This window comes from Paenibacillus sp. T2-29, from assembly GCF_052921365.1.
In genome coordinates, this window is record NZ_JBREVE010000001.1 from 786,649 (window position 1) to 809,229 (window position 22,581).

Here is a 22,581-nt window from a genome sequence, read left to right on the forward strand (position 1 = left end):
TTCATTATCGATATAATACAACAAATTTCTTAGCACAGTATAGAACACAGGAGATGATTGGATTGGAATACAAATTTTCGGGTATGGCTCGTACTCAGGGCTCGTCCATGGTAAGGGACATTTTGAAGCTGACACAGGGAACAGATGTATTATCTCTCGCAGGTGGCCTTCCGGCCGATGCCTTCTTTCCCGTCGAAGCGGTTGCTAAAGCCTATGAGCGGGTATTCCGCCTCGGCGGTACTACCGCACTTCAATACGGCCTAACCGAGGGATACATTCCTCTACGGGAACGTCTGGCAGCAATCATGTCATCCCAAGGCATCTCCGTCACCAGAGATAACATCCTCATGACAACAGGCTCGCAGCAGACCATTGATCTAGTTTCACGTGTGTTGCTTGATCCGCAGGATACAGTATTGGTGGAGTCCCCTACTTATTTGGCAGCTCTTCAGGTATTCAATTCCTATGGCGCCAACATTGTAAGTGTAAATACAGACGCTAACGGTATGCAATTAGATGATCTTGAGGCCAAGATCAAACAGCATCAGCCAAAATTCGTGTATGTCATCCCTACCTTCTCCAACCCAGCAGGAAGTGTATGGAGTATGGAACGCAGAACAGGCGTTGTTGAGCTATGCCGTAAATACGGAACTTTGATTTTTGAAGACGATCCTTACGGACTGCTAAAATTTGATGAAAACCTTAACTTCCCATCCCTATTTTCTATTGATCAACAGCTAGGTGGCGACGGTCATGTAATGTACACTTCTACATTCTCTAAAACTGTCGCTCCAGGTGTTCGCTCTGGATGGTTGGTAGCCGATCAAGCCATCGTCGTTAAGACCGCAAATGCCAAACAATCTGCCGATCTGCACTCCAGCAGTATTGACCAGCGTGCTTTGAATGAGCTATTGGACTTCTTTGATTTGGAGGGACATATACGTACGGTGTCCGCTGAGTATCACACTCGGATGTTGCGTCTTACATCGTTAATGAGAGAACGTCAATGGGAAGGAATCACTTGGAATGATGCACTTGGTGGCATGTTTATGTGGGTTACCTTACCTGAAGGCTTCCGTTCTGATCAGTTGCTGCAACTCGCGATTCAGGAAGGAGTCGCATTTGTCCCTGGACAAGTCTTCTATGCTGACTTAAGCGGCAGTAACCATATGCGAATCAACTTCACGCATACCGATCCTGCCTTGCTTCCAAAAGCAGTTGACCGATTGGATCGGGCACTGAAGCTGTATATGGAGAAAAATGTGGTAAAAAGCGTACGTTAATCTCCAGCTTCAAATGCACGTTACGCTGACTACATGCCTCGTCCTCGCACGTTTTTGCGTCAGGAGAGTGTAAATACAATGAAGCCCCATTCACTATGTTGGGGGCTTCATTCCATAGATATAGCGGACTGCGTAATCCGGCTGCAAATTAAAAAGGGTGCTTCATAATTCCCACAGGAATATGAAGCACCCTTTTTAATGTAATAAATACATTTGGATTAAAGGTTTCTCATGCAAACAGGTCATTAACAAAAAATAATTCATACATTTTAAGGTGTTGCAGTGGGGAAAGTTTTCCGTAAGCCGGGTTCTGTGCTATTCGTGGTACAGACGGGAACTACCCTCCCACTAAAAGCGACAATCATCTATCTAGGCCGAACATTGCTATCCAGCTCCAGCGACCAACCTAGACACGCCTCGGGCTAAGGCTGCTTCGCGAAGAAGCTGTGTCCCTTTAGGTCTTGCTCCAGATGGGGTTTACCAGGAACGAAGTCACCAGCGTTCCTCGGGGTCTCTTACACCTCGGTTCCATCCTTGCCTGTGCCGCAAGCGGCCATCGGCGGTCCATTTCTGTGGCACTATCCTTCAACTCGCGCTGACTGGACGTTATCCAGCATCCTGCCCTATGGAGCCCGGACTTTCCTCTCGTGGCTTATGCCACCAGCGATTGTCTGTCAAACTTTCCGAACAACATTACATAGTATACAGGGAACGCGTGCATGATACAACCCTGAAAATATTGTAAATTATAGAGATCTCTCTTTACTTGTTCAAATAAAACGGATGTACCTTTCTCTGTAATGAATCATCTGCCACGTAATAAGCGGACCTTCCCACGTATAACGGAACTGAAAGCTTACTAAAATTAGGAACGTCCTCATCGAGGAATAGTTCATCATCCCGGTAGGTCTGCTGTATTTCACCGACGATCCAATCATGATCTCCATAGGTATGAATATCCACTACTTTACACTCATAAGCGAGATAAGCTTCCAGCAATATAGGCACATCCACTGAAATTCCGTCCTCATATGCAATCCCAAACTGCTGAAATTTATCTATATCTCTACCACTAAAGGTACCTACAGCCTGAATCCATTCCGATCTGTGCGCAGGCAAAAACTGAACACCAAAGCCTCCACTTTTCTTAATCAGTCCGTAAGAATACGTTTCCTTCCTCAATGAAATGCCATACATGCCCGGTGATGATCCGATATATGTATGCCAGCCTGAGGCCATGACATTATTTACTCCCTCATAGCGGGAAGTAACAACTGCAACCATCCCTGGATAGGCATGAATCACAGAATCGGCTATCAACTTTCGCATACAACCTCTCCCTACGAAAAAATGTAATAGTTCTCCTTTATTTTCTCATAGATGTGAAGCTTTTACAAAAATTGAAAAGGCTCGGTGTTCACTTCAGATACATATACTTCCGTTGAGTATCGATCTTCGGCCAAGCGTCTACGCATCCAATCTGCGGTTTTAGGCTTCATAATCTTTTCTGCGTTATGTCCAGGGTCAATAATAGCAATGCCTGCCATCAGGGCATCGTGAGCCGTGTGATAGTCGATATCCCCCGTCACTAATACGTCAGCGCCTTTAAAAAGTGACTTATTCACATAACGGCTGCCAGAGCCCCCAAGCACGGCTGCTTTTTTGATCATACGATCCAAGTCACCCACCACACGTACATGCTCAACGTTGAGACCTTTTTTCACAACATCTACAAACTCTCGTAACGTGCGGGCTTCCTTGAGCTTGCCTACTCGTCCCAAACCAAAGGTACGGCCTTTCAAATCCATAGGGTACAGGTCATAAGCCACCTCTTCATAAGGATGAGCCTTCAGCATCGCTTGGACAACTTTATTGCGTACACCCTGCTGTACAATGGTCTCAATACGAACCTCTTCACTACGTTCCATTTTACCTGGCTCACCCAAAAACGGCTGTGTGCCTTCACCTGGTACAAAAGTCCCATAACCATCAATGTTAAAGCTGCAATGACTGTAGTTGCCGATATGTCCAGCTCCCGCATTCAGTACGGCATCCAGTACACGTTGATGATGTGTTTTGGGTACGAAAACGACAAGCTTGAATAATTGCTCGGTGTGAACATCCTCCAGCGTACCTTCACTTTGAATCCCCAGTGCTTCTGCCATCCAATCATTCATGCCGTCCTCAGCCGTATCTAGATTCGTATGACTGATGTAGACAGCAATATCATTCTTGATCAGCTTTTCATACAATCTGCCTGCAGGCTGGTCCGTGTTCAAAGCTTTAAGTGGGCGGAATATAATCGCATGATGCGCAATAATGAGATCAGCTTTTATGCGGATCGCTTCTTCAACAACCTCATCATTGACATCCAGGGCTACTAAAATGCTTTTTATTTCCTTTTGCAGACTACCCAGTTGAAGCCCAATTCTATCGTCTGGAACTGCCAAGTATTTCGGAGCCAATTGCTCCATGTAGCTAATTACTGTCTGTCCTTTGGCAAACATGCAAGTACCTCCTCCAGCTGTTCAATTTGCTTGCGCAATTGCTCCTGCTTATGCTGCGCAGATTCCTGATCTGACCGAGCCACTTGTGCCAGCACATCCTGAAGCTTGCGAATCTCCAATTGCCATTTCGAAAAAAAGATTTCATTTGGTGCTTTGACCAATAACGGTCCGAGTTGTATCAGCAAATCCTCTGTCAGTACCAACGAACTACCAGGAAGTTCCCATGGCCGATACATGTCATCCTGTTTCAGTGAACTTTCCGAAGCAGGTACTGCCGTCAGAACTTCATATATTTTACCATCTTCTTCCATGATATGTTCATTTGTTAATACCCATTGATGCTTGATTAGCCAGCGCCGTAAAATATCCTCGCCCACGTTGGGCTGTAAAACAAGCTGTTTCACTGAAACAAGCTTGTCTTTTCCTTGCTCCAAAATAGAAGCGATCAAGGCTCCGCCCATACCCGCTATCGTAATAACATCTACCTCATTGGCCTTGATTACAGCCAAGCCGTCCCCTTTTCTAACCGCAATGCGATCTGTAAGACCTGCTTCAGCCACCTGCTTTTGAGCCGCACGCAATGGTCCATCGTTGACCTCACCCGCTACAGCTTGCGATACTCTGCCGGAGCGCACTGCAGCCACAGGGAGTAGTCCGTGATCCGAGCCAATATCAGCCAGTCTGCTACCGGCAGGAATTTGTTCCAAAATATATTGTAATCGCTGAGAAAGTTTCATGACGTCACCCACGTAATCCATTTTTTTCGAGTCCAAAATAAAATTCCTACAACAAAAGCCAACTTCAATATGCTAAAAAAAATCACTTCCCCTGCTGCTTGATGGCGCAGGACGATCGTGTCTGCTTCCGCCATAAACACTAGGGTCAAGCCTATAGCAAAATAAACCAACGCGAAACGTGGAAAGCGGCGATGTACCCACCAGCTTAACCCAATCAACAATACTGCGTGTAAAATCCAAAATACCTCAAGCATCGCTAAAGTAGCTGTAGGCCAATAGCGGCCTATAAGGACCGCATACACTAAAAGCAGCCCAGCAAGACCACAGTAATGAAGCAAGCTGATGCGCAAAGTTAATCCCACAAGACACCATATCAAACCGCATAGACCCACCAGCACTAAAAACCAAACCTTAGCTTCACCTTGGTGAAGCTGAATGATCCAGACACCTGAACCCAGCATAATTGCACTGCCTAAAGTGCTCAACATTGCACTCATACTCTTTTCGGAAGACCGCCAAACCGCGGCCATCCCATAGCAAATCGCAGTAACTGCACTTGCCGAGCATATTTGCATTGCCAACGGAAAAGCGGTAAAATAAAAACCGATCAAACAAATGCAGGAAATAATGACAAAACCAAGAAGCCAGGCGATCCCATGCCCATGTCGAAGATATGTAAGCAGCCCGGTGTTGTTACGGTTCTGGCTTTGTGCCGGATTTTCATCTTCCCGATACAGGTTGGACAGAAAATCGCAATATTGCTCAGGGAGCAGCCGACTTTGCCGCCAATGCTCAATTTCATGTAACAGTATTGTCCGTTTTTTCTCCTGGTCCAAGCTTCTTCCCCTCCACCAAGGCTGCCATGAGATAAAAAAAGACCTTCTGCGCGCTTCAAGCCGCAGAAGGTCCGCAATGTTACGCTTCTATTCGAGGAAATCCTTCAGTCGCTTACTGCGGCTTGGATGGCGCAACTTACGCAGCGCTTTGGCCTCAATCTGACGAATACGTTCACGTGTAACACCGAACACTTTACCCACTTCTTCAAGAGTTCTGGTTCTTCCGTCGTCCAAACCAAAACGGAGACGCAAAACATTCTCTTCCCGTTCGGTCAACGTATCCAGTACATCCTCGAGTTGTTCCTTCAGAAGCTCATAGGCTGCTGCATCTGCAGGCGCCAACGCTTCCTGATCCTCAATGAAATCCCCTAGATGTGAGTCATCCTCTTCACCAATTGGTGTTTCCAATGAAACCGGTTCTTGGGCAATTTTCATAATTTCCCGTACTTTTTCCACGCTTAGCTCCATCTCGGCAGCCACTTCTTCCGGCGTAGGTTCACGCCCCAGCTCTTGCAACAGTTGACGCGATACGCGAATCAGCTTGTTGATCGTTTCCACCATATGCACTGGAATACGGATCGTTCTCGCCTGATCGGCAATTGCGCGCGTAATCGCCTGACGAATCCACCAGGTTGCGTACGTACTGAATTTAAAGCCTTTTTCGTAATCAAATTTTTCTACTGCCTTAATCAAACCCATATTACCTTCTTGAATTAGATCCAGGAAAAGCATGCCGCGACCAACATAACGTTTGGCAATACTTACAACCAGACGCAAGTTTGCTTCAGCCAACCGACGCTTAGCTTCTTCATCGCCGTTATTGATCCGTTTGGCAAGCTCCACCTCATCATCAGCAGAAAGCAGCGGTACACGACCAATTTCCTTCAAGTACATCCGGACCGGGTCATTAATTTTAATACCGGGAGGCAGGCTCAGATCGTCATCGAAATTAAAATCATCCCCGTCATTGTTTTCCGGGTCGTCATTTTGACGCAATCTGGTAACTTCTTCGTCGTTATCATTCACAACCTCAATCCCCAAGTCACCCAGCTGCTCATAAAACTCATCCATTTGCTCGGGGTCCTGATCAAACGGCGACAGTTTTTCCATGATATCTTTGTAGTTCAGAGAGGAACTTTTTTTACCCAACTCAATCAGTTGATCTTTAACCTGATCCAGTGTTAATTCCGTCTCCAGTTCAGTATGCTGATCATTCGCCATCTTTCGACTCCCTCCTCCTAGAAACATCCGACCTCTGTGTGTTCATTGTCTCTCTAGGGCTATAATCTCGCTTGCAATTTGTGCTGCACGCAAAAAATCACCTGAGCGCTCAGCGGTTCTCATTTCTTCCCTCTTCAAATCCAGTTGCTCCTGCAATGGAAATTTTCGCACTTGACGAATATAATCATCCAAAATGTGCGGTGCCCATACGCCTGGAGCATCCATCATCATGATCGAACTTACGTTCTTCTCCAGTCGGTCGTCTTGCAAAGATGAAATAAAACGGCTTGTATCCGGTAACTTCCCTTGCGCGTAATAGGCATATAGATAAGCAGCAATTGCTGCATGATCCTCAATATTAAAGGCGTCCCCCAGATGCTTTTCTACATACTCTGCAGCTTCTAAATCCTGCATCATCCAGTGAAGCAGCCTGCGTTCAGCCACATGGTAAGCCGGCAACAGATTGGGCGTAGAGACCTGCCCTTTTTTATGCCTACCATTATTCCACCCATTTTCGTTATTATCCCCAAAGTTCTGTTTTTTTTGCAGGGATTGACGGAGTAAATTGCATTCTTGCTTTAAGGTTTCAAAATCCACCTTGACTTCGGCAGATACTTCGCGCAGATACACTTCCCGCTCAGTCGGGGATGACAGAGGTGCAATGACATTTAATGCTTCGCGGGAATACGCAATTCTTCCTTCTTCCTCTTGCAGTATATGGTTTTTTTTCAGATATATAAGCTTAAATTTCACCGTTGAAACAGCACTTTCGATAATTTGGCGCTGGAAACGTTCAGCGCCGTATTGCCGGATAAAATCATCCGGGTCCATACCATCGCTGACCAACGCTACTTTTACGTGAAGTCCCGCATTTTCCAACAGCGGAAAATTTTTAAGCGCTGCCGCTTGTCCTGCCCGGTCACCATCATAACAAATAATAACCTCGTCGCACAGTCCCTTTAACATCGTAGCATGATGCTCCGTTAGAGCAGTCCCCATGGCAGCCACTCCATTTTGTACGCCAGCTTCCCATGCCGAAATGACATCGCCATAGCCTTCAAAAAGAACACTTTGACGAAGCTTGCGAATTGAGGTCTTAGCATGATGGAGATTGTACAGCGTTCGGCTTTTGTTAAATAGCTTGGTCTCCGGCGAGTTCAAATACTTCGGCTGCCCCTCGCCAAGTATACGGCCTGCAAAGGCAATAACTTTTCCGTTTCGATTCCAAATGGGAAACATGATACGATCTCTGAATCGATCTACATATCCATCACCCTCATGTCGGGGAGAAATGAGTCCTCCCTTTTCCATCTCGACAGGATCAAAAGAACGCTTCTCTAGAAACTGAACGATCGTATCCCATCGGTTGGGTGCATAGCCAATTTGGAATTGGTCAATGATCTTGTCACTGAATCCCCGTGAACGCAAATATTCCATGGCTGGTTTGCCGTGCTCCGTATTTTTAAGCAAAAAATGGTACATCTTAGAAGTTAGTTCATACGCTTGCAACAGCCTGTCCAACTCAGGATGCTGATGCGATGAATCATGTCCCTGCCATTCGCCGAGCGGAATATGACTTTCTTCTGCCATTGTCCTGACAGCTTCGGGAAAGGATAGTCCTTCGATTTCCATCATAAACTTGATGGCATTGCCTCCCGCGCCGCAGCCGTAGCAGTAAAAAATCTGACGATCCGGTGTCACGGTGAATGAAGGGGTTTTTTCGGAATGAAAAGGACAGAGGCCTTTCATATATTTCCCCTGCTTGGTCAAATGCACGTACTTGCTTACCGTATCTACAATATCATGATGTTGTAAAACTGACTCGATGATATCGTCCGGTATGTTACCTTGTCCGGCACTCATATTAACCACCTTCATCTCTTTAGCACGTAAATATAATTCGATACCGTTACTCATTCTCCTGCAAGCGAAGTAAAAGTTTTGTCAGTTTATGTTGAAAAACTTCACGATCCTCTAATGTAAACGGTTTAGGACCTTTTCCATAACGTCCTTTTTTCCGTTCTTTGGCAGAAGTGTGGCGTCGGTCCAGCATGAAGTCTATCGAATCGTTTCGATAAATCGTTCCGCGAAAAGACATCACTTCACAACCTTTTGCCAAGGCGAGTGCAGCAAGACCATAATCGTTGGTTGTTACAATATCTCCGCGGCGGATATGATTGGCAATATAGAGATCGGCACTCTGGTCGCTTCGGTCTACTTTAACAACGCTTACGCCTTTGCTACCCTGAATGAGATGATCATACGAAGATACCATAATAACGTCAATATGAAAACGGGAAGCTGTCTCTGCAATTTCACTTTTAACAGGACAAGCGTCCCCGTCAACAACGATCCGTACATCCGGGAAATTTCCGGACTCTCCCATGAGCATCCCCCATCTCGCATCCGCATTCGAGTAAAATACGGAACGGCTGCAAGATCACTCTTACACCGTTCCGTATATTTATACCCATTTTTTCAAGTTGTTCATACTACCACAACCGACGTTTAAACTACAAGCTTGGAAAAATCAGCAAAACGCTTCAATTCTGAGTCAATAGCAGCCAGCAATGCCAAACGATTATTACGCACAGCATCATCCTCAGCCATAACCATAACGGAGTCAAAGAACGCCGTCACCGCAGGAGTAATGGATGAAGCAAGCGCCAATGCTTGTGTCGCATCACCTTCCTGTAAGGCTGTACAATAAGACTCATAGGCGCCATACCATGCTTCGTATAGGTTTTTCTCGCCCTGTTCCGTAAATTCACCCGTATTCACTGACTTATGAACTGCTTTAGCAGCCAAATTACCTACGCGATTAAAAGACTCCACTGTTGCCTTGAAGACATCACCCGTTTGTACAGCAGTCATTAATGCAGCCCCGCGGTTAACCACAGAAGCAACATCGTCATATCCAGCTGAAAGCACAGCATCTACAACGTCATAACGAAGTGTCTCGGACAATAGTTTCTTCACGCGTAATCCGAAAAACTCATGTAATTCTTTACGTATTTCATCTGCGGAACGTTTCATGTTTCCAAGGTTGCTGTGCACATCAAGCGCGATATTGAACACATCAGATAACGTAGCCGAAAGCTTACGATCCAACAGAATCTGCACGATACCTGCTGCCTGGCGACGAAGCGCGTAAGGGTCCTGTGAACCTGTCGGAATAATACCGATGGAGAAGCAGCCTGTAATGGTATCTATCTTGTCTGCGATACTTACAATCGCTCCAGCGTTCGTTGAAGGAACCGTTTCTCCTGCGAATCGCGGCTGGTAATGCTCAAACACCGCTCTTGCCACTTCTTCCTTCTCTCCAGCCTTACGGGCATAATCCTCGCCCATAACCCCTTGCAATTCCGGAAACTCATAGACCATTTGTGTTACAAGGTCAAATTTACAGATATCTGCTGCTCGGCTAACCGATTCCTGTGTATCTGGGGAAACACGTAGCTTCTCTGCCAGAGCATCAGCAATGCGGCGAATTCGACGCACTTTGTCTCCAACTGTTCCCAGCTCTTCGTGGAAAACGATACTTTCCAGCTTGGAGAGTGCATCCTTAATTTCCAGCTTCTGATCTTCTTCATAGAAGAATTTGGCATCAGACAACCGCGCGCGCAATACTTTTTCGTTTCCTTTTGCAATGACTTCCAGCGATTGACTGCCACCATTACGTACCGTAACAAAGTATGGCAGCAGCTTTCCTGTGCGATCCAGCACTGGGAAATAGCGTTGGTGTTCACGCATGGAAGTAATCAGTACATCCTTCGGAATGTTCAAGAACGCAGGGTCAAAGCCACCGAATAGTACTGTTGGAGTTTCCACCAAATACAGCACTTCTTCCAGCAAATCATCCTTGACCGCAATCGTCCAATCTTTTTCGGCTGCAAGTGCTTCAATCTGCTTCACAATAAGCGACTGACGTTCCTCAATGTCCACAATGACATGCTGCTTGCGAAGTACTTCGACATAGTCCGCTGGACTTTCTACAACGGCCTCCTGTCCAAGGAAGCGATGTCCTCTTGTCACATTCCCTGACTGTACGCCAGCAATCTCCAAATTAACAATATCGCTACCAAACAAGGCTACCAACCAGCGGATTGGACGAACAAATTTAAAGTCATAACTTGCCCAGCGCATAAATTTAGGGAATGTCATGGCATGTAAAATGTGTAGTAAACCTTCGGACAGCACATCTGCCGTTGGTACACCTATGCTGCTCTTGGTCGCGTAAATATATTCCACGCCTCCAAGTTCTTTGAACGTGAACTGTTCAGGATCAACACCTTGGCTACGGGCAAAGCCTAGAGCAGCCTTACTCCAGTTACCGGCTTCATCAAGTGCGATTTTGCGGGAAGGTCCTTTAACTTCTTCGTTAATATCTTCCTGCTTCTCCGCTACTTCCTTAACAAGTACCGCCAAACGACGAGGTGTAGCATAAGCCTCTACAGCACTGTAAGCAATACGCGAGCTGTCCAGCCACGCCGTCATACGTTCCTTCAACTGCTGAATCGCATTCGGGATAAAACGTGCAGGCACTTCTTCCAGCCCGATCTCAAACAATAGATCCTTAGACATTTGCCGCACCTCCTTTCTTCAACAGCGGGAAGCCCAGCTTCTCGCGCTCCTCCAGATAGGTCGCAGCGACCTGGCGCGCCAAATTACGCACTCGTATAATAAAACCTGTCCGTTCCGTTACACTGATGGCTCCGCGAGCGTCCAGCAAGTTGAACGTGTGAGAGCATTTCAGCACATAATCATAGGCTGGAAATACAAGATGCTGCGCCATCGCTTTATTCGCCTCTTCTTCATACATGTTAAAAAGAGTAAATAGCATTTTGACATCAGATACTTCGAACGTATATTTGGAATGCTCAAATTCTGGTTGGTGGAAAACATCACCGTACGAGATTCCATTAACCCATTCCAAATCAAACACATTTTCTTTGTCCTGGATGTAGGAAGCAAGACGCTCCATACCGTACGTAATTTCAACCGCAACCGGACTGGCATCAATACCGCCCACTTGCTGGAAGTACGTGAATTGGGTAATTTCCATACCGTCCAGCCATACTTCCCAACCTAATCCCCAGGCTCCCAGCGTCGGAGCTTCCCAGTTGTCTTCAACAAAACGAATATCATGCTCCAGTGGGTTAATGCCCAAACGGCTCAAACTCTCCAGATACAACTCCTGAATGTTATCAGGTGAAGGCTTCAAAACCACTTGAAACTGATGATGCTGATACAGGCGATTCGGGTTCTCACCATAACGTCCGTCAGACGGACGGCGAGAAGGCTCAACGTAAGCTACGTTCCACGGCTCAGGTCCAATTGAACGTAAATACGTCATCGGGTTCATCGTGCCTGCCCCTTTTTCCGTATCATAAGGCTGTACAATAATACAGTTGTGTTCAGACCAAAATTGTTGCAGCGTTAAAATCATCTGCTGAAAATTCATGGGCACACGCTTCCTTTCCAATTCCCTAAAATGTTGGTGATTTCTAATCCTTAAACTCATATGTACAGGGCTAATTTATTCCATAAGCCTTGCTAGAGACAGCAAAAAGCCCCCGCCTCTACGCCTGTACAGACGTAGGGACGAGAGCTAACTCCCGCGGTTCCACCCTACTTGATTGCGACCCTACATCACCAGTCAGATCGTAATCCTCTTTTCCGTGTCCATTCAGACGCTCCCGAGTGCCATGTTCACGAACAATTCCCGCCGGGCTTACACCATCCCCAACTCGCTAACTACAGAGAATACGTCTCGTTACTTTCTCGTTCAATGCATCTGCTCCCAAAGGAGATATATAGTAGGATATTACACGTTTTCAGTGATACAGTCAAGAGAACACCACATTTCACATGTCGTACTTGTCAAGCTGATCCAGGAAATTACGGGATTTCAGCTTGACCTCCAACTGCATATCCATGAACTGACGCATGACATGTTTGATCTCCAGCTTGGTGGAGTCCTTCACGTCGATATTGCCGAGTCGATTCAAATCTATTTGGGCGAACAAGCGCAGCAACTTCAATGTACGCGGAGCAACACTTAACGCAGCCGGATCAAAATGCTTGTAACCCCGACACAAAACCCCACCTAACCTCGGACTGATAAACATATCCTCATCAGCACATTGTTGACCGCTTGAAATACAAGCATCAAGCTGAGGTGCATATCCGGCCGCCTGCAATATTTTAAATTCATAAATACTCGTGACGATCAGCGGATCTTTGCCACTCTCCAGTGCCTCCAAGCAGGCTTTAAGCTGCTTAAACCAAAATGCACCTGTTTCCTCATCCTGTAATACCCGATCGAGCAATTCACAAGCATAGGAAGCGTAAGCAGCCTTTGTAATATCCTCGCGCAGTGTATGGTGGGATTGGATAATTTCACCGGCATTCAACGTGCCTAAGCCAGTGTTGCGAAAAAAAACAAATTCACCGTACGTAAACGGCTGCGTTAAAGCGGCATGACGGCTTTTGGATTTTTTCGCGCCTCTGACTAGCACACCTACTTTGCCTCCGCTTTCGGTGCAAAGCGTAATAATTTTGTTCCCCTCACCGTAATCCATGCTGCGGATGACGATTCCTTCCATCCTGTAAAGCATGCTTCTTCCCCCAAACTTTCGCGAAGAAGCCAGTGGTTCGCACTATTCACGGGCTTCTTCATGCTCGTCCGACTCTCCTTCATCCGTGTCTTGCTCCCTTGTCATGGCGCTCTCCCTATATAACAGATACGCACCGACATCTCCAGTCATCGCAAAATACTTCCACGAAAAATCTCGCAATCGTATTCATCCTTTCTTCGGAAATGACGTCTGCATCTCAAAAATAGGATGATGCGAAGAGAGGGGAAGTATGCGATGAAATAAATGGATTACGTTGAAAAAGGCTACTGTGTACGGTCTGGACACCGGTTCGCAAATGATTTGATCTTACGATCGCTGTTACCCCTGAATTTATTTTATCCAATGAGAAAAGGAGTAAATTCAGGGGTAAAGGCGAACGCTGACGCTTCTTCAGATTCAAATCCTTCGCTCCGCTACAACGTGTACGCAGTTATAATAACTCTTTTAAAAGCACTCCTTATTTCATCACTGGAAGAAAAGGGTAGGTATAGCGAGAAGTTAAGCGCCGCACAAGAGCGGCGCTTGGAATGACCGAAAGATTTAATTCATACGTCAGTGGTAGAGTCGGACGGCTTTTTTATGATGCCTACAACAACTATACATATTGATTAATATCAATTTTAGTCTGTATAATCCTTTGACAACCAAAGTGATCGTAGATATGATATCTACTTTTAGGCGTCGCGATGGAAGCCCAAGTCACGAAGGACACGTTCCTGGTTACGCCAGTCTTTTTTGACCTTAACCCAAAGTTCCAGGAAAATTTTGGAGCCTAGCAAGTTTTGGATATCTTGACGGGCTTGTTTGCCCACCTCTTTGAGCATGGCTCCTTGTTTGCCGATAATGATTCCCTTCTGGGAATCACGCTCTACAAAAATAACCGCCATAATATGCACTACACCATTATCCTGCACTTTCATGTCTTCAATCATAACCGCAATAGAATGAGGTACTTCCTCACGTGTCATGTGCAAAATCTTTTCCCGTACCAGCTCAGCAATGACAAACTGCTCTGGATGGTCGGTAATTTGGTCATCAGGGTAATATTGCGGACCTTCTGGCAAGTATTTTTGAACCTGATCCAATAGGGTGTTTACATTATTGCCCATTTTGGCCGAGATCGGTACAATTTCCGCAAAGTCATACAACTTGCGATACTGCTCAATCAGGGGCAACAATGCCTCCGGCTCAATGCGGTCAATTTTATTCAATACCAATATAACGGGTGTTTTTACTTGTTTAAGCTGTTCCGCAATAAAACGGTCGCCTCCGCCTAAACCTTCAGCAGCGTCAATCAGAAACAGTACCGCTTCTACTTCACCCAACGTATTAAAAGCGGTCTGATTCATATAATCGCCTAGTTTTGACTGCCGCTTGTGAATCCCCGGTGTATCCAAAAATACAATTTGTGTGTCCTCTGTGGTGTATACACCGTGAATTTTATTCCGTGTCGTTTGGGGTTTGTCTGACATGATGGCAATCTTTTGCCCAATGACATGGTTCATCAATGTTGATTTTCCGACATTGGGTCTGCCCACAATTGCAACAAAGCCGGATTTAAAGTGTTTCTTAGCCATTTTATTTCCTCCAGCGCGATTAAGCACCTAATTTTATTTTGCTCTTTTCATTAAAGCAGCTGACTCATTAACGTCAACAAAGGTCTATAAAATACAAATATGCCAATAATTACAGCAAAAACCGCTGCCAGGAGCACGGCTCCGGCGGCGGTGTCTTTAGCCGCTTTGGCCAGCGGATGAATATCAGGTGAGATCAGATCCACCGCTGCTTCAACAGCGGTGTTGATCAGTTCGGCTACAATGACTATGGCAATGGCCAAGCACACGAATAACCAGTCGAGCCGGGAGATGCGCAGAGTTAGACCTGCTACAATGACAAGAAGCGCCACAACCACATGTATCCGCATATTTACTTGCGTACGCAGGGCGTATATCACGCCTTCTGCAGCATAGCGAAAGGTCATTCTCCAAGGCTGACGTCTCATTACCGTGTCAACCCCACTTGAGCCAGCACAGCTTCCTGCTTACCCATCATTTCAGCCTCACTTGCATCGTCCTGATGATCATAACCTAACAGATGCAGAAAACCGTGGACAAACAAAAACCCGATTTCACGCTCAATTGAATGTCCATACTCTTCGCTTTGAGCTTGCGCTGTCTGTACAGAGATAATAATATCCCCCAGAACATCGGGTACATCATTTAATGGATTATCTTCCGTCGGTTCGTAGATAATTTCAAGCTCTTCATCCAGTGTTTCCTTCATAGCAAAAGACAACACATCAGTGGGACGATCAATACCGCGATAATCCCTGTTCAACTCATGAATTTGATCATCATTCACGAAAGTAAGGGCAACCTCACCGTCTGTAACCCCTTCCGCTTTGCCAGCCTGCTCTAATAAGGTGTTCAGCAGCGTGATCAACGATTCGTTAATTACCATATCGTTTTGTTCATTATTCCAAGCTAATTGAAGGCCCATGCCAACCGCTCCTTTTAATTCTAATGCTTTAGCTGTGCTTCATGCACAAGTAATACTAAGCTTTTCCACTTTCGGGCTTAGGTCTTTCCTCTGGATATTCAATACGGGAATGAAAAATCCCCATTACTGTTTCCTTGAGAGTTTGGGCCACGATATCAAGCTCCCTCATGGTCAGCTCACAGTCGTTAAACTGGTGATCATCAAGACGGCTCTTAATAATTTTCTCAATCATAGATTCTACCTGCTCCACCGTAGGTTTTCGCAAGGAACGAACTGCCGCTTCCACGCTATCAGCAATTCCTACTACAGCAGCCTCTTTCGACTGAGCCTTCGGTCCCGGATAACGGAAATCATCCTCCGTGAAGTCAGGCTCCACTCCCCGCTCTTCCGCCTCACGCAATGCCTTGTGGTAAAAATAGTGCAGGAATGTCGTTCCGTGGTGTTGTTCGGCTATATCACGAATCGGCTTGGGTAGCTTGTAATCCAATTGCATTTCCACACCGTCACGAGCATGGGCTATAATGATGGATTTACTCAGCTTGGGCTCTATTGTATCATGCGGATTTTCCATCCCATTTTGATTTTCAATGAAGTACGAAGGCCTTTTGGTTTTACCAATATCATGATAATACGAACCAACCCGGCACAACAACCCATTTGCTCCTATAGCCTCCGCTGCAGCCTCCGACAGATTACCTACCATAACGCTATGATGATATGTGCCAGGAGTCTCGGTAAGCAGCTTGCGGAGCAATGGGTGATTGGGATTTGACAATTCAACAAGCTTCAGTGCAGACAAGATGCCAAAGGTGGATTCAAAAAATGGCATTAGCCCTATAACGAGGATCGCTGTAACCAGACCGCCTGCAAATGCAAAGGCTACCCCATAGAGTGTCGTTGTTTGAGTCCAGTTCCCTTGGTCAATCAGAGCCAGAGAAAAAACACCCAGAGCCCCGAACAGGCATACCATGATAGCTCCCTTGAACAGCGTTGAACGCTGGCTGGCCCGGTGGGTGGAAAAAATCGACGCCAAACAGACCACAAGGGCAAAAAACCCAAAATTAAAATCAAAAATCTGGCCTTGACGGACATTCAAAATAACACTTGCCAATATACTGAATATAACGGCACATACGAATGCCAGCGACATGTCAAGCAACAGCGTTACAAGCATAGCTCCAAGCGCGATAGGCGCCAGATAGCCGAGATAGGATCGTTCACTAGTCTGCAGTATAGAAATTAACAGCATGGCCCCCACTGTAATCACAAAGATTAACACCAGCATGAGCAACTGTGCATTATTATACTTGAAGTTTCGTGTTCGTGATTGAAATTGACGAATATACATAAACAGACCCAATGCCAGCATCATAGACAACATCAGCAGGCCGAATTGTGGCCAATAGTTGATTTTATCCTTGAGCAGCTCGTTCTCATCAAGCAGTGTATAGATTTCCTGGGTAATAATCTCACCCTTTTTAACGAGCACTTCACCCTGTTTAATGTAAACTGTCGGTGTATCTTCACGAGCCTGTACTTTAGCGTCCTTCGTAGCTGTATCATCATAAAACTTGTTGGCTGTAATCACAAGCCGTGCAAGTTCCTGAACAACCTCCCGGGAGGTACGTTTGGTAAGCGAGCTTGTACTCACGCGCTCAGCTACCTTGGCTCGGGCAGTCTGGGCATCCGTAATTTGATCATTCATCAACCCTGTAACAATCTCACGGGCTACGGGCCGCATTTCGGCAATATCCTCAGATGTAAGTCGCGGAATTTTGATGTATGTCTCCTCTGGGATTCGGTACGTTTGCTCTTTCGTTTTTTCCAGTACCTCATCCAGCAACTTATCTGGATAGGCATCCGCATTACGGCTGTTGTTCACAAAATTTTGCACGAATTCCCGTGCACGTTGAGGAATCTCATCCTTATAAATCGAAATCTTGTCCGCTCTGGAGACCTGATCATCCTGATTTAGCCGTTCAATTCGATCCAAAATACCGGTAATCAGGTTATCGTTGCGGATCGGTACAATGGTATACATAGGCTGCACGCGCTCAGCAGATTCCTCTTGGGCCTTCAAAGTCGCCTTACTGTTAGGAAGCTGCATTGGAGCGACAATTTCCTTTTCACTCGGTTGATTCACCCGGATGTCGTAGCGTTCGGGAAGCAGCTTGGATGCAAAACCCACATAAAAAAGAACCACCAAAAATAAAAACAGAAGATAGCGTGTCGCCACGCTATACTTCCATCCATTCATTCTATGCTGGAACGTTTTTCCTTTAGATAATTCCTTCGAGGTCATCTAAAACAATCCCTCTCCATCATCTTTTTCAAGGCAGCTATGCTGCTCATTGTATTCGTTTTCTGATCATACACACTATACTCGTGCTTAAGAGCTTAGGCTTGATTTTCAGCAACACGGTCATAAGCGACGATGATTTTTTGAACCAGGGAATGACGAACAACATCCTCTTCCGCAAACTGGACAAAGCCTATTTCGTCAATCCCTTTTAAAATCGCATTTGCTTCAATCAAACCGGATTTCTTGCCACGAGGTAAATCAATTTGCGTAACATCGCCGGTAATAACCATTTTGGAACCAAAGCCAAGTCGAGTCAAAAACATTTTCATTTGCTCCGGTGTAGTGTTTTGGGCTTCATCCAAAATAATAAATGAGTCATCCAGCGTACGACCCCGCATATAAGCCAGTGGCGCAATTTCTATCAACCCGCGCTCCAGCGCTTTCGCCGTCTGTTCTGGCCCCATCACATCGTATAGGGCATCATAAAGCGGGCGTAAATATGGATCAACCTTTTCCTGTAAATCCCCAGGCAAAAAGCCCAAGTTCTCACCAGCTTCCACCGCAGGGCGAGTCAGTACAATACGCTTGACTGAACCCTCCTTCAGAGCAGCTACGGCCAGCACTACAGCCAGATAGGTTTTACCAGTACCCGCTGGGCCAATCCCAAATACAATATCGCGTTTCTTAATCGTGGTTACATAGTGCTTCTGTCCAATTGTTTTGACACGAATCGGTTTGCCCCGAAACGTCGTCGTAATTTCTCCCTTGAACAAATCAAGCAACTGATCAGCGCGCAGATCTTTTGCCAGCTCAATCGCATAATGGACATCCCTTTCGGTCAGTATATACCCATTACGAATTAACTGGAGCAAAACATCGAACAATTGTTCGAGCACTTCTACTTCGTGAGCATCACCAAAAACATTAATTTCCGCCTCACGAGATGCTATTTTTGCAGGAATAGCTGCTTCGATCAATTTTAAAAAGGAATCCTGCGGGCCGAATAACGCCTGACCTTCTCCCGCACTGTTCAATGCAATTTGTATGCTGCGTTGTTGTTCTGCCAAATAGCCTCATTCTCCTTGGTTATGAACTAACGGAAGTTCTTCCGCAATATCCTGTTCCACTTCAAAAAGTACTTTCATATAAACTTTACCATTCTCTCTCTTCTCATGCAAAATTTTTTGGCTCATTATTTTCGTTCCTTTGCCGTATTTAGCTAAAATATCCGCGCGTGCGCCTTCTATTCCTGACATTTTGGCTTCTGTTTCCGTTAACTTCTGCTCTTGTATCTTTGTCTCCCTCACACTTTCATTCATCCAACCCATCGGAAGTTTGTAAGAACGCCATGTTAGCGGATCATGCTCAACGGTTGTTTTATGTGTAGAATAAGGTATTTTTCCATAGCCCCACAATTGTATCGCACGGTTGCCTAGCACCAGATACAAGCGATCGTGACTATTACCTGTATATGTGCTGCTGCGTCGTACCATGGGACTACTAATTTCATATTCATGCCACACAAGCCCCTTAATCTCTCCTTTGGCTACGACCTGTTGCTGATTCTCCTCATCTCCAAGCGTTCCTGAAATGAGAATAGCTCCTTTTTTGACCCGCGTATTTTTATGCACAACAGGACGACCCTGCTCGGCAAAAATTTCAGTGACCACCGCGTCCGCCTTGCTGATAAGATGACGTGGACTGTAGAGCGACGGGGGAGTAGGCTGTGAAGCTTCAACAACCTGAATTGTCACCAAGGTCCCCTGTCTTTCCACACCGATCCAGGATGCCTCTGGAAGCTTCTGCATGAGTGCCCGCGAAAGCTTGTCCTGGCTGGAAAGACGAAAGCTCCATTGAAACGGATAAAGCCCCTCCTGTCGGGCTGCTTTCAAAATGGATTCCGTTGGGAGCTTATCATTCCCCTTTACTTCAATGTCCCAGATGAGCGATGACATCAGCAGGAGACCTATCCAGAACAAGGCCAGTCCTGTGAGAAAAAATTTGCGTTTGGCGAGTCGTACTGCAGTGAAGGGAAGTCCTTGACGCTTGAGAACATGCATTTTGCAGCCTGTCCTTCTCAAAAGCGGACGCAGCAGGAAGACGTGCGGCAGCAGAAGGTTCATTTCTGCATGTCTAGTACCCATTGGCCGCACGTTCCAAACAGGTATATGATGATCAGTGAGTAAATTAATGAATGCTTCCACACTTTCGCCCTCGACAGCTAGGGTAACCGTGCCACGCAGCTTTGCTAAAGCGGGATGTTTCACGAGCCTTCCTCCGTTCCTTCCATTTGAATATCCGTAATATGTCCCTCTACACTCACCTGGTCTGGCAGGATAGACGTAATGATTAGATTATGGCCTGACACCCTTAGCCTGCCTTGCGCAAGTGCAAGTACGAGTTGATCTGGCGTGAAATCCACCACACCCCGGTGATTCTCTACATAAAGCTGGCGGCTGCCGATGAGGGTTAACCGCGGCAGATCAAATAGAATGTCCTGCGGAAGCTCCAACGTCTCGCTGGCCCACTTTCGCAGTTTGCGGCTCATCCGGCTCATACGGCGAAATCTCCTTTCCTGTCATCAAAATAACTGTTATCCAACGGCAAATAATTATTTTGACGGCAGCTATGCTGCTTTTTTAATCGCTTGTTATTACCATTCGGTTTCATCCTATGTCTCAACCGTCACTAGACGCTGTTACACCAGCGTCACAGATATCTGTACTGTACATTTTATGATCTAGTCATCGCATTTATGAGGCTAAACTTACAATTCGTAGCAACTGCAATATTAAAGAGGAAAAAGACCGTACTTTCTAAAATTCACATAAAAAAAGACAACCTCGTTTTCATATCAAAACAAGGCTGTCTTTTTAACTTCATAGTATGAAATGGTTAGTTTTCAGAATCCTGATTCAAAAGCGAGTTTTTTCTGGAGTATAAAAAGTAAACGGCAATACCAATAACAAGCCAAATGATAAAACGAATAAACGTTTGACCATTCAGATTAAGAATAAGCACCCCACATGAAATGATAGCCAGAATTGGAATAAATGGAACCCCAGGACATCGGAAAGCTCTTGGCAAATCGGGTTGTGTTTTTCTCATCACTATGACAGCGACCGAAATGAGAATAAATGCTGATAAGGTTCCAATGTTCACCAAGCTTGCTAACTCATCCAGCGGGATCAACCCACCCATTAATGCAGATAAAGTACCAAAAAACAAGGTGTTAATATAGGGCGTTTTATATTTGGAATGAACCTTTGACAATACTTTAGGAACTAAGCCGTCACGTGACATCGCAAACATAATACGGGTTTGACCATATAGCATTACCAGCATGACCGTTGTCATCCCCAAGATGGCTCCGATATCCACAATACCCGCCACCCAGTTCTGACCGGCAACCTGCAAAACCAATGACACAGGATGGGAGATACCTTCAAATTGCATATACGGCACAATACCTGTCATAATCGCGCTAACGATCACGTACAAAAGCGTACAAATAGCAAGTGAGAAAATAATGCCACGCGGTAAATCACGAGCTGGATTTTTGGTTTCTTCAGCGGCTGATGAAACGGCATCAAAGCCAATGAAAGCAAAAAACACAAGGGCTGCGGCTCCAAACACCCCACTGAACCCAAATGGCATAAACGGTGTCCAGTTGTCTGGCTTTACATATTTAATAGCCACAATGATAAACAATAAAACGACAACAATTTTAACAATAACCATGATATTGTTAATTCGTTTGGATTCTTTTATCCCAAAATAAAGCAAGAACGTGATAGCCATCAAAATTAAAAAAGCTGGAAGATTAAAATAAGTAGTTTGGTCTTTTAAAGCTCCTGGCGCAGCAGTGAATTCAATCGGGATATGAAGACCAATTCCTTTCAAAAAGGATACAAAATAACCCGACCAACCTGCAGAAACAGCGCTGGCGGCCAACATATATTCCAAAATTAAATCCCATCCGATAATAAAAGCCAATAGCTCTCCCATCGTAGCATATGTAAAAGTGTAAACAGAACCGGATACTGGAACAGTGGAAGCAAACTCGGCATAAGCCAGTGCTGCGAATAAACAAGCGAGCCCCGCGATCACAAAAGACAATACCAAGCCCGGTCCAGCCGTAACTGCTCCCGTACCTGTCAAAACAAAAATCCCCGTTCCAATAATGGCTCCAATCCCAAGCATTGTTAAATCGAACGCACCCAATTCCCTTTTAAGCGCCTTTTCTCCCCGTGTAGCGGCGATCAGCTGATCAATGTTCTTCTTTCTGAACAAGCTATTCCCCATCCATCCCATCCTCCTAAACATAAATTTTTACTTTTTGTATAACCCTGTAATATCACCTCGATATAAATCAAATTTTAGCTAAATATGGGGTAAATTTTCATAAGTTCTATCGTTGTGAACATTATATATAAAAAAGAAAAAATGAAAACGACTTTTGGTAAGCTTCGTTCACATTGTTACATTTGATCATTTTTCACGAATATATTTTCACAAATCAGATCCCAAACTAGACAAAATGCCGTCTTTTTAG

Annotated in this window: 20 protein-coding genes and 1 other RNA gene; 1 reads left to right on the forward strand and 20 read right to left on the reverse strand. The window is 45.4% G+C overall.

Annotated features, from left to right (window positions below; translation table 11 throughout):
• The first annotated feature begins 62 nt into the window (after positions 1-62).
• On the forward strand, positions 63-1,283 hold the full coding sequence (locus tag ACU1JV_RS03950; RefSeq protein ID WP_413986680.1) for an aminotransferase-like domain-containing protein: 1,221 nt from the start codon (positions 63-65) through the stop codon (positions 1,281-1,283).
• A 284-nt stretch (positions 1,284-1,567) separates the two neighbouring features.
• On the opposite strand, the gene rnpB is transcribed toward ACU1JV_RS03950, so the two are convergent.
• From rnpB to ACU1JV_RS04050, 20 genes are all read right to left on the reverse strand, one after another.
• An RNA gene (gene rnpB / locus ACU1JV_RS03955) (RNase P RNA component class A) lies at positions 1,568-1,966 on the reverse strand.
• Positions 1,967-2,045: 79 nt separating this feature from the next.
• Positions 2,046-2,612: a flavin reductase family protein gene (locus ACU1JV_RS03960; RefSeq protein WP_413986681.1), complete on the reverse strand. Its 567-nt coding sequence runs from the start codon at positions 2,610-2,612 to the stop codon at positions 2,046-2,048.
• 62 nt (positions 2,613-2,674) lie between these two features.
• The gene (locus ACU1JV_RS03965; RefSeq protein WP_413986682.1) at positions 2,675-3,790 is read right to left on the reverse strand and encodes a Nif3-like dinuclear metal center hexameric protein; all 1,116 of its coding nucleotides are present in this window, start codon (positions 3,788-3,790) and stop codon (positions 2,675-2,677) included.
• A complete protein-coding gene (locus ACU1JV_RS03970) occupies positions 3,766-4,527 on the reverse strand; it encodes a tRNA (adenine(22)-N(1))-methyltransferase (protein ID WP_413986683.1) in 762 nt (253 codons plus the stop codon). Before ACU1JV_RS03970 ends, ACU1JV_RS03965 begins: the two co-directional genes overlap by 25 nt.
• Complete coding sequence (locus ACU1JV_RS03975; RefSeq protein ID WP_019688048.1) at positions 4,524-5,363, reverse strand: hypothetical protein; 840 nt, start codon at positions 5,361-5,363, stop codon at positions 4,524-4,526. The genes ACU1JV_RS03970 and ACU1JV_RS03975 overlap by 4 nt, the downstream gene beginning before the upstream one ends.
• 87 nt (positions 5,364-5,450) lie before the next feature.
• A complete protein-coding gene (rpoD, locus tag ACU1JV_RS03980) occupies positions 5,451-6,584 on the reverse strand; it encodes an RNA polymerase sigma factor RpoD (RefSeq protein ID WP_007431230.1) in 1,134 nt (377 codons plus the stop codon).
• 42 nt (positions 6,585-6,626) lie between these two features.
• A complete protein-coding gene (gene dnaG, locus ACU1JV_RS03985) occupies positions 6,627-8,501 on the reverse strand; it encodes a DNA primase (RefSeq protein ID WP_025679646.1) in 1,875 nt (624 codons plus the stop codon).
• Positions 8,494-8,970, reverse strand: a complete 477-nt coding sequence (locus tag ACU1JV_RS03990; RefSeq protein WP_025679644.1) for a YaiI/YqxD family protein — start codon at positions 8,968-8,970, stop codon at positions 8,494-8,496. Before ACU1JV_RS03990 ends, dnaG begins: the two co-directional genes overlap by 8 nt.
• A gap of 122 nt (positions 8,971-9,092) precedes the next feature.
• On the reverse strand, positions 9,093-11,168 hold the full coding sequence (glyS, locus tag ACU1JV_RS03995; protein WP_064962118.1) for a glycine--tRNA ligase subunit beta: 2,076 nt from the start codon (positions 11,166-11,168) through the stop codon (positions 9,093-9,095).
• On the reverse strand, positions 11,161-12,048 hold the full coding sequence (gene glyQ, locus ACU1JV_RS04000; RefSeq protein ID WP_013372135.1) for a glycine--tRNA ligase subunit alpha: 888 nt from the start codon (positions 12,046-12,048) through the stop codon (positions 11,161-11,163). The genes glyS and glyQ overlap by 8 nt, the downstream gene beginning before the upstream one ends.
• 403 nt (positions 12,049-12,451) lie before the next feature.
• Entirely contained in the window at positions 12,452-13,204 is a 753-nt protein-coding gene (gene recO / locus ACU1JV_RS04005) for a DNA repair protein RecO (protein WP_413986684.1), read from the reverse strand.
• 42 nt (positions 13,205-13,246) lie between these two features.
• Positions 13,247-13,384 carry a YqzL family protein gene (locus tag ACU1JV_RS04010; RefSeq protein ID WP_080658633.1) on the reverse strand — a complete coding sequence of 46 codons (138 nt, stop codon included), beginning with the start codon at positions 13,382-13,384 and terminating at the stop codon, positions 13,247-13,249.
• A gap of 515 nt (positions 13,385-13,899) precedes the next feature.
• Positions 13,900-14,802 carry a GTPase Era gene (era, locus tag ACU1JV_RS04015; RefSeq protein ID WP_025679640.1) on the reverse strand — a complete coding sequence of 301 codons (903 nt, stop codon included), beginning with the start codon at positions 14,800-14,802 and terminating at the stop codon, positions 13,900-13,902.
• 50 nt (positions 14,803-14,852) lie between these two features.
• Entirely contained in the window at positions 14,853-15,227 is a 375-nt protein-coding gene (locus ACU1JV_RS04020) for a diacylglycerol kinase family protein (protein WP_016324558.1), read from the reverse strand.
• Positions 15,227-15,724 (reverse strand): rRNA maturation RNase YbeY, encoded by a 498-nt coding sequence (ybeY, locus tag ACU1JV_RS04025; protein ID WP_013372141.1) that lies wholly within the window; start codon positions 15,722-15,724, stop codon positions 15,227-15,229. The genes ACU1JV_RS04020 and ybeY overlap by 1 nt, the downstream gene beginning before the upstream one ends.
• Positions 15,725-15,779: 55 nt before the next feature.
• On the reverse strand, positions 15,780-18,026 hold the full coding sequence (locus ACU1JV_RS04030) for an HD family phosphohydrolase (protein WP_058711711.1): 2,247 nt from the start codon (positions 18,024-18,026) through the stop codon (positions 15,780-15,782).
• 95 nt (positions 18,027-18,121) lie between these two features.
• Positions 18,122-19,093 (reverse strand): PhoH family protein, encoded by a 972-nt coding sequence (locus ACU1JV_RS04035; RefSeq protein ID WP_013372143.1) that lies wholly within the window; start codon positions 19,091-19,093, stop codon positions 18,122-18,124.
• A 6-nt stretch (positions 19,094-19,099) separates the two neighbouring features.
• A complete protein-coding gene (yqfD, locus tag ACU1JV_RS04040) occupies positions 19,100-20,293 on the reverse strand; it encodes a sporulation protein YqfD (RefSeq protein WP_058711710.1) in 1,194 nt (397 codons plus the stop codon).
• The gene (yqfC, locus tag ACU1JV_RS04045; protein ID WP_025679631.1) at positions 20,290-20,583 is read right to left on the reverse strand and encodes a sporulation protein YqfC; all 294 of its coding nucleotides are present in this window, start codon (positions 20,581-20,583) and stop codon (positions 20,290-20,292) included. Before yqfC ends, yqfD begins: the two co-directional genes overlap by 4 nt.
• Positions 20,584-20,921: 338 nt before the next feature.
• Complete coding sequence (locus ACU1JV_RS04050) at positions 20,922-22,331, reverse strand: amino acid permease (RefSeq protein WP_058829895.1); 1,410 nt, start codon at positions 22,329-22,331, stop codon at positions 20,922-20,924.
• Positions 22,332-22,581: the final 250 nt, after the last annotated feature.